General features: G+C 60.3%; 9 protein-coding genes and 7 tRNA genes. 13 read left to right on the top strand and 3 right to left on the bottom strand.

What is annotated here, in order from left to right:
• Positions 1-92 precede the first annotated feature (92 nt).
• Positions 93-740, bottom strand: coding sequence for a methyltransferase domain-containing protein (locus tag IEX85_RS01330; protein WP_188857539.1), 648 nt, complete (start codon positions 738-740; stop codon positions 93-95).
• Entirely contained in the window at positions 740-1,597 is an 858-nt protein-coding gene (gene folD, locus IEX85_RS01335; RefSeq protein ID WP_188857540.1) for a bifunctional methylenetetrahydrofolate dehydrogenase/methenyltetrahydrofolate cyclohydrolase FolD, read from the bottom strand. Before folD ends, IEX85_RS01330 begins: the two co-directional genes overlap by 1 nt.
• A 412-nt stretch (positions 1,598-2,009) precedes the next feature.
• On the opposite strand from folD, the gene IEX85_RS01340 reads away from it, so the two are divergent.
• From IEX85_RS01340 to clpX, 7 genes are all read left to right on the top strand, one after another.
• Positions 2,010-2,086: transfer RNA gene (locus tag IEX85_RS01340), tRNA-Arg, on the top strand.
• A gap of 42 nt (positions 2,087-2,128) precedes the next feature.
• Positions 2,129-2,204: transfer RNA gene (locus IEX85_RS01345), tRNA-His, on the top strand.
• A gap of 18 nt (positions 2,205-2,222) precedes the next feature.
• Positions 2,223-2,307: transfer RNA gene (locus IEX85_RS01350), tRNA-Leu, on the top strand.
• A gap of 20 nt (positions 2,308-2,327) precedes the next feature.
• A tRNA-His gene (locus IEX85_RS01355) sits at positions 2,328-2,403 on the top strand.
• A 278-nt stretch (positions 2,404-2,681) separates the two neighbouring features.
• The gene (tig, locus tag IEX85_RS01360; RefSeq protein WP_188857542.1) at positions 2,682-4,028 is read left to right on the top strand and encodes a trigger factor; all 1,347 of its coding nucleotides are present in this window, start codon (positions 2,682-2,684) and stop codon (positions 4,026-4,028) included.
• 98 nt (positions 4,029-4,126) lie between these two features.
• Positions 4,127-4,762, top strand: a complete 636-nt coding sequence (gene clpP, locus IEX85_RS01365) for an ATP-dependent Clp endopeptidase proteolytic subunit ClpP (RefSeq protein ID WP_188857544.1) — start codon at positions 4,127-4,129, stop codon at positions 4,760-4,762.
• A gap of 137 nt (positions 4,763-4,899) precedes the next feature.
• Positions 4,900-6,186, top strand: coding sequence for an ATP-dependent protease ATP-binding subunit ClpX (gene clpX, locus IEX85_RS01370; RefSeq protein ID WP_188857546.1), 1,287 nt, complete (start codon positions 4,900-4,902; stop codon positions 6,184-6,186).
• A gap of 301 nt (positions 6,187-6,487) precedes the next feature.
• Here the strand turns inward: clpX and IEX85_RS01375 are convergent, their stop codons facing one another.
• Positions 6,488-7,405, bottom strand: a complete 918-nt coding sequence (locus IEX85_RS01375) for a DUF1853 family protein (protein WP_188857547.1) — start codon at positions 7,403-7,405, stop codon at positions 6,488-6,490.
• Positions 7,406-7,453: 48 nt separating this feature from the next.
• Here IEX85_RS01375 and IEX85_RS01380 point away from each other — a divergent pair, with 48 nt between their 5' ends.
• The 6 genes from IEX85_RS01380 (at position 7,454) to IEX85_RS01405 (ending at position 10,905) form a co-directional block, all read left to right on the top strand.
• On the top strand, positions 7,454-7,783 hold the full coding sequence (locus IEX85_RS01380) for an excinuclease ABC subunit C (protein ID WP_188857549.1): 330 nt from the start codon (positions 7,454-7,456) through the stop codon (positions 7,781-7,783).
• A 27-nt stretch (positions 7,784-7,810) separates the two neighbouring features.
• Positions 7,811-9,649, top strand: a complete 1,839-nt coding sequence (gene uvrC, locus IEX85_RS01385) for an excinuclease ABC subunit UvrC (RefSeq protein ID WP_268238054.1) — start codon at positions 7,811-7,813, stop codon at positions 9,647-9,649.
• 79 nt (positions 9,650-9,728) lie between these two features.
• Entirely contained in the window at positions 9,729-10,277 is a 549-nt protein-coding gene (gene pgsA, locus IEX85_RS01390; RefSeq protein ID WP_188857550.1) for a CDP-diacylglycerol--glycerol-3-phosphate 3-phosphatidyltransferase, read from the top strand.
• Between the two features lie 342 nt (positions 10,278-10,619).
• Positions 10,620-10,695: transfer RNA gene (locus IEX85_RS01395), tRNA-Gly, on the top strand.
• Between the two features lie 40 nt (positions 10,696-10,735).
• Positions 10,736-10,809: transfer RNA gene (locus IEX85_RS01400), tRNA-Cys, on the top strand.
• Positions 10,810-10,818: 9 nt separating this feature from the next.
• A tRNA-Leu gene (locus IEX85_RS01405) sits at positions 10,819-10,905 on the top strand.
• Positions 10,906-11,087 lie beyond the last annotated feature (182 nt).

Consider the following 11,087-nt stretch of genomic DNA (forward strand, 5'->3'; position numbering starts at 1 on the left):
GTTCGTCGGTATTTGCTCCTGCAATACCGATCTTCCCGCCATCCATGGCGGTTGCTTCGCTCAGGGCGCCCTACGCAGTTGCACCCTACGGATCAACCGCGCCTTTGCAGTATCACCGCGTCGGCTGCGACGAATTCGAGATCGCAGTCGTAGCGCCGGGCCAGGTATTCGAAGGTATGGTTGCTGAAGAAGCAGACATGGGTCTGGTCATTCTTGTAGTGCCAGCGGCTGAAGGCCTCGGCATCGATGACGCGCTTGGTCATGACGCCAAGCAGGCCGCCCGGCTTCAGCAATCCCATCAGGCGTTCGATTTCCTCGCCCGGGCGGTACAGGTGCTCGACGACTTCGGTTGCGCAGACGAAATCGTAGCGCTGCTGCAGCGCCGACTCGTCCGGGGCGTAGTAGAGATCGTACAGGCGAACCTGATGGCCGGCCTCTCGCAGCATTGTTGCCAGTGCAGGGCCCGGGCCGCAGCCAAAATCCAGCCCGCTGCTGCCCGGAGCCAGACGTGCGTTCAGCGGCTCGAAAAGCCGGGACAGGAAACGCCGGTAGCCGGCATCCATCGGGTCGTTTTCGTGGGTATCGTAGATCGTCTTTTCAGCGCTGGCGTCGAGACGCTGCTGCGGCGGCACGAATACCAGATCGCAGTCGTCGCACTGCAGATATTCCCGGCGTCGGTCGCGATGGTAGGGATGGCAGTCGCCGCCCGCGCAGAGCGGGCAGGCGGGCTGGGTTGCCATCAGCTTGCGCTGAAGGCGTTGCAGGCTTCGAGGGTGTTTTCCATCAGGCAGGCAACCGTCATCGGTCCTACGCCGCCCGGGACCGGAGTGATCCAGCTGGCGCGCTCCGCGGCTGTTTCGTACTCGACATCGCCAACCAGGCGGCCATCGTCGAGACGATTGATGCCGACGTCGATCACCACCGCGCCGGGCTTGATCCATTCTCCCTTCACAAGGCCGGGGATACCGACCCCGACCACAACGATCTCGCCACGGGCCACGTGCTTGTCGAGGTCGCGGGTGAAGCGGTGGGTGGTGGTGACGGTGCAGCCGGCCAGCAGCAGCTCCAGCGACATCGGGCGACCGACGATGTTGGAGGCGCCTACCACGACCGCTTCCTTGCCGTGAAATTCGATGCCGGTGGACTCGAGCAGCTTCATGACGCCTTTCGGGGTGCAGGGGCGCAGCGCGGGCAGGCGCTGTGCCAGTCGGCCAAGATTGAACGGGTGGAAACCGTCGACATCCTTGTCGGGACGGATGCGTTCGAGGATTTCGTTGGCTTCGAGATGCTCCGGCAGCGGCAGCTGCACCAGGATGCCGTCGACTTCGGCGTTGGCATTGAGGTCGTCTACCAGTCCGAGCAGTTCCTGCTGGCTGGTGGAGGCGGGGAGGTCGTAGGAGAGCGATTCAATGCCGACTTCCTTGCAGGCATTCTTCTTGTTGCGGACATAGACCTGGGAAGCGGAGTCGCTGCCGACCAGTACCACCGCCAGGCAGGGCGCGCGCTTGCCCGCCGCCAGGCGCTGTTGGACGCCTTCGGCGACCTGCTGGCGTACTTCGGTGGCGATTCGCTTACCGTCTATAATGTGTGCAGTCATCGTTGAGCTGTCTTCCTCGAACCTAAGGCTATTTAACTGCCGCGGATTTTCTCATGGTTACAGCTGTGGGGCCAAGTGGGTATTTCAAATAGAGCGCGACTGTATACCCCGGACCCGCCCGTCAGGAGGATTCGGGCGTAAAGCAGGGGCGTTTCGAGTCGGTTCGGCCAGCCCTGCCCAGGGCAACGAACCTCCTGTATCGGCATCATCCGCAAATACAGGGTGCAGCAGGGCCTGTCTGCTGCTTTATCGGCGCCGTTCTGTATCCCTGTATAATCTCTAACCAGTTTGATTTTGCTGAAAAAAATTCGAACTGGGTGTTGACGCGGGGGAAGAGCGGGCTTAGTATACGCACCTCCTTCGGACGGGTCGCCAGCTAGGGCGGCAAGTGAGAAGGCGGGCAGCAAGCAAGGCGCCCGTAGCTCAACCGGATAGAGCAACGGCCTTCTAAGCCGTAGGTTGCAGGTTCGAGTCCTGCCGGGCGTGCCACTTGCAACCTTGCTGTACCGGACGAGTAGAAATCAGGTAGTGGTGGGCGTAGCTCAGTTGGTAGAGCCCAGGATTGTGACTCCTGTGGTCGTGGGTTCAAGTCCCATCGTCCACCCCATTCCTGACTTCGCTTTATGCGGACGTGGTGAAATTGGTAGACACGCCAGATTTAGGTTCTGGTGCCGAGAGGTGTGAGAGTTCGAGTCTCTCCGTCCGCACCATGTCTGTACATTACGCTGTGGTGGGCGTAGCTCAGTTGGTAGAGCCCAGGATTGTGACTCCTGTGGTCGTGGGTTCAAGTCCCATCGTCCACCCCATTTTCTCCTTTCTTTCCCGTCTTTTATCTGTCTTTTCGCCTGCGCGAATCCAGGGTGCAGCTGCGCCTTTAGGGTAGCGGAAACCCGTTATTTCAGGGTGTATTCGCCTTGACTATTCGGGGTAACTGGCACAGAATTTCGCGCTTTGCTATTTCAGGTTCTGCGGCGTCTGTGTCAGGTCGGGAAACGATGTTACCGCCTTGCGGATCTCTCAGGGACGGATACGTGCCCCGCAGATCTCGATCCAATATGCTGCAAGTTTTTTTGTGAGGAATTCCATGCAAGTTTCTGTTGAAGCGACTTCGGGCCTCGAGCGTCAGATGACGATCACTGTTCCGGCCGAGCGTATCGATAATGATGTAGCCAAGCGTGTGCAGGAGACTGCCCGTCGCGTCCGTATCGATGGCTTCCGTCCGGGCAAAGTACCGGTCAAGATTGTCCAGAAGCGCTACGGTGCCGGTATTCGCCAGGAAGTTCTGGGTGAAGTCGTACAGCAGAGCTTCTATGAAGCGGCTCAGCAGGAGAAGCTGATCCCGGCCGGCGGCCCGAATATCGAATTCAAGACCGACAAGGCCGGCGAAGACTTCGAGTTCGTCGCGACTTTCGAAGTGTACCCGGAAATTGCTCTGGCCGACTTCTCCGAAGTCGAGATCGAGAAGCAGAACGCCACCGTTACCGACGCCGATCTGGACAACATGATCGAAACCCTGCGCAAGCAGCAGGCTGGCTGGGACGTGGTAGAGCGTGCCGCCGAAGAAGGCGACCGCGTCAAGATCGACTTCGAAGGCTTTATCGACGGTGAAGCTTTCGAAGGCGGCAAGGGCGAGGGCATGGACCTGGTGCTGGGCTCCAACACCATGATCCCGGGCTTCGAGGCAGGCTTGATCGGCGTATCTGCCGGCGACGAGAAAGAACTTAACGTCACTTTCCCGGAAGACTACCAGGCGGAAAACCTCAAGGGTAAAGACGCTGTCTTCAAGGTCAAGGTCGAAAGCGTTTCCGCTTCCTCTCTGCCGGAACTGAACGAAGAGTTCTTCGCCAAGTTCGGCCTGGAAGGCAAGACCGAAGAAGAATTCAAGTCAGAAGTTCGCGCCAACATGGAGCGTGAGCTGAAGCAGGCGCTGAAGATGAAGCTCAAGGAGCAGGCCTTCGGCAAGCTGGTCAAGCAGAACAGCATCGACGTGCCGAGCGCGCTGGTCGACAGCGAAATCGACAACCTGCGCAAGCAGGCGCTGCAGCAGTTTGGCGGCGGCAACGCCAACCTGGATCCGAGCATGCTGCCGAAGGAGCTGTTCGAAGATCAGGCCAAGCGTCGCGTCAGCGTCGGTCTGCTGGTTCAGGAAGTGATCAAGGCCAACGAAATCAAGGTCGACGAAGACCGTGTTCGCGCCCAGATCGAAGAGCTGGCCGCTACTTACCAGGAACCGCAGCAGGTGATCGACTGGTACTACGGCAACAACGAAATGCTGAACCAGATCCAGAGCCTGGTGATGGAAGATCAGGTAGTTGATCAGCTGCTCGCATCTGCTAAAGTCGTGGAAGTAGAAGTCAGCTACGAAGACGCGATCAAGCCGGCTCAGCCCGAAGCTGAAGCCGAGGGCGAAGAAGAAGCTGCCGCTGAATAAGCCGGTCGCGGATTCGCTCTAGCAGGTCAAGGAAAAACGACAGTTGGCGCAGGCTGGCTGTCGTTTTTTTCGCTTATAAGGCTAAGGAGAGAAGTTGAATGTCAGATATCTTCAAGGGGCAGGGCGCATCCACCATCACCTCCAACCTGGTGCCGATGGTGGTCGAGCAGACCGCACGCGGAGAGCGGGCCTACGATATCTACTCGCGGTTGCTGAAGGAGCGCGTGATTTTCCTCGTGGGCCAGGTTGAAGACCATATGGCCAATCTGATCGTGGCGCAGCTGTTGTTCCTCGAAGCCGAAAACCCGGACAAGGATATCCATCTGTATATCAACTCTCCGGGTGGTTCGGTGACAGCGGGCCTGGCGATTTACGATACCATGCGTTTCATCAAGCCCGACGTCAGTACCATGTGTATCGGCCAGGCGGCCAGCATGGGTGCCTTCCTGTTGGCGGGCGGAGCCGCTGGCAAGCGTTTCGCGCTGCCGAACTCCCGCGTCATGATCCATCAGCCGCTGGGTGGCTACCAGGGCCAGGCGACCGATATCGAGATCCATACCAAGGAAATCCTGTCGATTCGCCACAAGCTCAATGAAATCCTGGCGCACCATACCGGTCAGGATCTCGAAACCATCTCCCGCGATACCGATCGCGACAACTTCATGGGCCCGGAGGCGGCCCGGGAGTACGGTCTGATCGACGAGGTACTGAGCCAGCGGGTAGCCGAAGGCTGACCAACACGGCCGGAGCCGCCGGGCAGCCGACAGGGCCCGATGGCTCCGGAACGGTTATAATTGGCGTATCGGGTTGAAATCGTGCGACCATGCCGTTATCTATAAAGTTTACGCTATCGCACAGTTGAGGTAGTCGAATGTCCGACGTTATGAAAGGTAAAGGCGGAGACGGCAGCAAGCTGTTCTGTTCGTTCTGTGGCAAAAGCCAGGACGAGGTACGCAAGCTGATTGCCGGACCGTCCGTCTTTATCTGTGATGAGTGTGTCGATCTGTGCAACGACATCATTCGTGAAGAGATCCAGGAGATCGAAAGCCAGGAGCAGAGCGAGCGCCTGCCGATTCCGGCCGAGATCAAGAGCAACCTGGATGACTACGTGATCGGCCAGGAGCAGGCCAAGAAGGTTCTGTCGGTTGCAGTCTATAACCACTACAAGCGCCTGCGCTTCAAGGAGCGTCGGGAGCAGGGCGTCGAGCTCGGCAAGAGCAACATCCTGCTGATCGGTCCCACCGGTAGCGGCAAGACGCTGCTGGCGCAGACGCTGGCGCGCATGCTCAACGTGCCCTTTACCATCGCCGACGCCACTACGCTGACCGAAGCGGGCTATGTCGGCGAGGATGTCGAGAACATCATTCAGAAGCTGCTGCAGAAGTGCGACTACGATGTCGAGAAGGCTCAGCTGGGTATCGTCTACATTGACGAGATCGACAAGATCTCGCGCAAGTCCGACAATCCGTCCATCACCCGTGACGTCTCGGGCGAGGGCGTGCAGCAGGCTCTGCTGAAGCTGATCGAAGGCACCGTGGCTTCGGTACCGCCTCAGGGTGGCCGCAAGCATCCGCAGCAGGAGTTCCTGCAGGTCGATACCTCGAACATCCTGTTCATCTGTGGCGGCGCCTTTGCCGGCCTGGACCAGATCATCCGGGCGCGCTCGGAAAAGAGCTCTATCGGCTTCAGTGCCCAGGTCAAGGGCAAGGAAGATCAGAAGTCGGTCGGCGAAACCCTGATGGGTGTCGAAGCGGACGACCTGGTCAAGTATGGTCTGATCCCGGAGTTCGTCGGCCGTCTGCCGATGGTGGCGGTGCTGTCTGAACTCGACGAGGAAGCGCTGATCACCATCCTGACCGAGCCGAAGAACAGCCTGACCAAGCAGTACGCGGCGCTGTTCGAGATGGAAGGTGTCGAAGTCGACTTCCGCAAGGAGGCGCTGCGCGCCGTCGCCCGCAAGGCGCTGGAGCGTCGTACCGGTGCCCGTGGTCTGCGCTCGATTCTCGAGGCGGTCCTGCTCGATACCATGTATCAGCTGCCGTCGCTCGAAAATGTCGGCAAGGTCGTGATCGACGAGGGCGTGATCGAAGGCGAATCGGAACCGCTGCTGATCTACGAGTCGCCTGAAAAGGCGCCACGCGCCGCAGCGGAAGACTGATTCCGCGCTTTCTGTGAAAGTGCATGAAAAGGGACGCCTCGCGCGTCCCTTTTGCGTTGCGCTCGGCGTGAACCTTACCGTCTCCGTAGGGTGCCGGTGAACGGAGTGAACCGCACCAAAGGTGGGAGGTGCGGTTCGCAGGCTTACCGGCACCCTACATCCGTGCCCACGTGCCGGCTTTTTCGCGCAGTCACGACGAAACGGCTTCGCCATAGAGGCGATCCCGGGCCCGTAGGGTGCCGGTGAACGGAGTGAACCGCACCAAAGCGGCGGGCGGTGCGGTTCGCAAGCTCAGGGCACCCTACAAGTCGGCAGCAGCACGTGCCCGTTCTGGCCAGCTGTCCGGCACCACGAAGCCTCGCGAGTGTTCGACCCAGTCGTCGCCACTGCCGGACGGCCGTAACAGACTGACCAGCAACGGCCCGGCCTGATGCGCGAGCCGGTCGAGCAGCGACGGCAGATCGAGCACCTCTGCCGGATCGAGCCGGGCAGGGGACAGCCAGGAGAGCTTGGGCAGGATGCTGAAACCTTCGGCCGGCGCTGGTGACCGGCTTTGGAACTCGGCAAGCGTGCACCAGAACCCCCGCAGGTGCCCGGGACTGATCTCCGGGTGCAGCCGGCGAGGTATCCCGGTCGCGATGTCCCCGGCTGTGCTGTGATAGAACAGGTATCCCGGCATCAGCAGCTCGATAGCGGGGTTGTCGGCGCCAATTTCTGCCAGCTGCTGCTGGCCTGCGGGGCTTTGCGACAGCAGCAGCTGGTGCTGCTGCAGGCGCTGCCACTTGATATCGAGCCGGTCGCGAAGCCCGGGACCTACGAAGTGCTCCAGTTCGCTGCCGTCGCCCACGCAGAGGTAGAATTTCACTGCAGCCTCGAGGTGGTGCCAGCGCCCCAGGTGGCGATAGACGAAATCGAACTCGCCGAGGGTGCGACCCTCCGTGCGGCACTGCATATTGCGATGCAGGTCGTCGACGCCGTCCTGCAGCAGCTCCGCGACCAGGTCTTCGAAGTAGAATCCGAGCCGACGCTGCCGGGAGGGCTCGGGCGCGCTGTCGGGAACGGCTGAGGGGACGCCGATACCGGCAAGGGACGGCAGGGCGCTGCGCATCAGTGCCGGTGCCCTCAGCGTCCAGAGGCGGTCGCGCCGCAGCGCATCGGGTTCATGCAGCAGCTCGTCGAACAGTTGTCGCCCGGCTTTGGCCGTATCCAGTGAGTTCAAAAGCTTGGTAAACTCCCTGTTTTGTGATGCAAAGGAAGATATGCCGCGATGACGTTTGTCCAGAAACGCTCCACCAACACCACGCCGGTAAGCGCCCGCGAGCGCAGACTGATGGTATCGGATAACGATATCAACTACATCCTGGTCAACGGAGCCCAGCTGGCGCTGAGCAAGCTCAAAAGAGCCAAGACATTCGACGCGCGCCTCTACTATTTTGCCGAGATCGGTGTCTACCTGGAAGTGTCCCTGTCCCGCGGCGCCGGTATCAGCGATGATACCCGCGAGACTCTGCAGGAGATCCACAAGCGCGCGCTGCATCTGCATATGGACGCCAACAAGGCCGACCACCTGGACAGATCCGAAAAAGCCACCAGCTGATTCCGACCACAGGACTGCAATCGAGTTGTGACTGAAACCATCTCCCGGAGCTTCGATGCCAAAGCGTTTTTAACGCGCCTGACCTCCCGGCCCGGTGTCTACCAGATGTATGGCGCCGACGGCGAGATCCTCTATGTCGGCAAGGCCAAGAATCTCAAAAAGCGAGTCAGCAGTTATTTTCGCAGCACGGGCCTGGCGCCGAAAACCCGGGCACTGGTGGCGCGCATCACCCACGTCGAGGTGACCGTAACCAACAGCGAGACCGAAGCGCTGCTGCTGGAACAGAACCTGATCAAGGAGCAGCGACCGCCCTACAATATCCTGCTCCGGGACGACAAGTCCTACCCCTACATCTTCGTGTCGGACCGGGACACCTATCCGGCGGTACGCTTTCATCGCGGCGCCAAGCGCAGAAAAGGCCGTTACTTCGGCCCCTATCCCAGCGGCGGTGCGGTGCGCGAGACGCTGAACCTGATGCAGAAGCTGTTTCGCATCCGCTCCTGCGAGGACAGTTTTTTCCGCAACCGCTCGCGCCCCTGTCTGCAGTACCAGATCGACCGCTGCACCGGCCCCTGTGTCGAACTGGTGACGCCGCAGCAGTATGCCGACGATCTGCGCCATGCCACCATGTTTCTCGACGGCAAGAGCCAGGCGGTGATGCAGGAGCTGGCGCAACAGATGGACGCGGCCGCGGCGCGTCTCGACTTCGAGCAGGCAGCCCGCTACCGCGACCAGATTTCCCAGTTGCAACGCATTCAGGAACAGCAGTACGTCAGCGGCATGGACGGCGATGCCGACGTCGTCGGCTGCGCGCTCAAGGCCGGCGCCGTTGGCGTGCACATGCTATACGTTCGCGGCGGGCGAATCATCGGCAGCAAGGTGTTTCATCCCAAGGTTTCGGTCGAGGACAGCGAGGCCGGCGTGCTGTCGGCGTTTCTGGCGCAGTGGTACCTCGGTTCCGCGCGGGAGATTCCCGACCAGGTGATAGTGCCGTTTGCGCTGGAGGACGGGGAGGCGCTGGAGCAGGCGCTGGCACAGCGTCGCGGGCGCAAGGTGGCACTGCAGCACCGGGTCCGGGGTGACAAGGCCGGCTGGCAACGCCTGGCGCAGACCAACGCCGAGCAGCAGCTCGCCAGTCACCTGGCCAGCAAGCAGAACATCTACAATCGTTTTCTCGTGCTTCAGGAGACTCTGGGGCTGGATGCGGTGCCGCAACGTCTCGAGTGCTTCGATATCAGTCACAGCTCGGGTGAGGCCACGGTCGCCTCCTGCGTGGTGTTCGACCGCAACGGACCGCTCAAATCGGACTACCGTCATTTCAATATCGAGGGCATTACCGCCGGCGACGACTATGCCGCGATGCAGCAGGCGCTGTCGCGACGCTATACGCGGCTGAAGAAGGGCGAGGGCAAGCTGCCCGATATCCTGCTGATAGACGGCGGCAAGGGACAGGTCACCCAGGCACGCGAGGTGCTGCAGGAACTGCAGATCGACGAGGTACTGATCGTCGGCGTCGCCAAGGGCCCGAGCCGGCGCGCCGGACTCGAAGTGCTGGTGCTGGCCGACAGCAACGAGGAGATCACCCTGGCGGGCGATGCGCCGGCGCTGCACCTGATACAGCACATCCGCGACGAGGCCCACCGATTCGCCATCACCGGCCACCGCGCGCGGCGCGGGAAGGCGCGGCGCCAGTCGAGGCTCGAAGGCATCGCCGGCGTCGGTCCGAAAAGACGGCGGGAGTTGTTACGCTATTTCGGTGGCGCGGCGGAAGTGGAGCGCGCGAGTGTTGAAGAAATTGCAAAAGTCTCTACCATAAGCCGCAAGCTCGCGGAGGAAATCTACGCCGCGCTACATCCAGATCCCTAGAAGCCTGTCGAACTGAAGATTGTTCTACTGCTGAAAAACTGATTCAAAAAGGCTTCTAGCAGCAGGTAAGCTGTAGTACATGAAAATCCCTAATCTGTTGACCCTTGCGCGAATTCTCCTTATCCCCGTTTTCGTGCTGCTCTATTATCTGCCGCAGGCGTGGTCGCCGCTGGCTGCCGCGATGGTGTTCGGTCTGGCGGCGCTGACCGACTGGTTCGATGGCTATCTGGCGCGGCGCCTCGACCAGTCAACGCCGTTCGGCGCCTTTCTCGACCCGGTTGCCGACAAGCTGATGGTCGCGGTCGCCCTGGTGCTGCTGGTCGAAACCTTCGACGAGCCCTGGATCACGATACCGGCAATGATCATCATCGGCCGCGAGATCGTGATTTCGGCACTGCGCGAGTGGATGGCCGAGATCGGCGAGCGCGCGAGCGTCGCGGTGTCCTATATCGGCAAGGTCAAAACCACGCTGCAGATGATCGCGATCCTGCTGCTGATCGCCTTTACGCCGTACTCGACACTGTCCTGGATCGGTGTCGCGGCGCTGTACGGTGCCACCCTGCTGACCCTCTGGTCGATGGTGCAGTACCTGATGGCCGCCTGGCCGCTGCTGCGCGAGGATATCTGATACCGCCAAAGACCGGCGTTATCAGCGTGAAGCCGCAGGAGACCGGCCGATGCCGGGCTCCTGCGGCTTTTTTATGGTTCTTCGCGCTTTAGCGGTAAAAACGTAAATCGTGGGATGACTGGAGCGACGCCCCGGTACGGCGTATCCGTCACTGCTACGGCCAGGGCGTCGTGCGACCCCTCTTGGGCGTATGCATGCCCACGCGCGTTCGCAGGCAGAGGCCCAGATTGAGTCGCTTGAACGTTTTTTGACCTAAGTGCTTAATCTCTAAGAAAAAAATCTTTTATTTCAGTGTTGACACATTCGCCGAGGTCTCTATAATACGCAGCACTTACGAAGCAGGCGGGAATAGCTCAGTTGGTAGAGCACGACCTTGCCAAGGTCGGGGTCGCGAGTTCGAGTCTCGTTTCCCGCTCCAATCGTCAACGATTGAGCCCGCATCGTAAGGCGCTATCCGAGGCTGGATGGCAGAGTGGTCATGCAGCGGACTGCAACTCCGTGTACGCCGGTTCGATTCCGACTCCAGCCTCCATTTCTTTTCGCCCGGGTGGTGAAATTGGTAGACACAGGAGACTTAAAATCTCCCGCCTTCACGGGCGTACCGGTTCGATTCCGGTCCCGGGCACCAATATCCACGCGGCATTCCCAGTAAGCGCCCGCTTACGAAGAAGCGCTTTTCGATAATCTGCGAAATCCGATAATCTGCGAAAAAGCTTTCCGAAATTTCCTGACGTGCTTGTCCAGCGGTTTTCAGTTTTAACGACTGAAGGCGTCCTGGCGATCTGGGAATGATCAGATCGACGGAACTTC

It is taken from the genome of Marinobacterium nitratireducens (genome assembly GCF_014645375.1).
GTDB lineage: Bacteria > Pseudomonadota > Gammaproteobacteria > Pseudomonadales > Balneatricaceae > Marinobacterium_A > Marinobacterium_A nitratireducens.

Coding starts and splice junctions, on each gene's coding strand:
- IEX85_RS01330 (WP_188857539.1), bottom strand. CDS start 740: ATGGCAACCCAGCCCGCCTGCCCGCTCTGCGCGGGCGGCGACTGCCAT.
- folD (WP_188857540.1), bottom strand. CDS start 1,597: ATGACTGCACACATTATAGACGGTAAGCGAATCGCCACCGAAGTACGC.
- tig (WP_188857542.1), top strand. CDS start 2,682: ATGCAAGTTTCTGTTGAAGCGACTTCGGGCCTCGAGCGTCAGATGACG.
- clpP (WP_188857544.1), top strand. CDS start 4,127: ATGTCAGATATCTTCAAGGGGCAGGGCGCATCCACCATCACCTCCAAC.
- clpX (WP_188857546.1), top strand. CDS start 4,900: ATGTCCGACGTTATGAAAGGTAAAGGCGGAGACGGCAGCAAGCTGTTC.
- IEX85_RS01380 (WP_188857549.1), top strand. CDS start 7,454: ATGACGTTTGTCCAGAAACGCTCCACCAACACCACGCCGGTAAGCGCC.
- pgsA (WP_188857550.1), top strand. CDS start 9,729: ATGAAAATCCCTAATCTGTTGACCCTTGCGCGAATTCTCCTTATCCCC.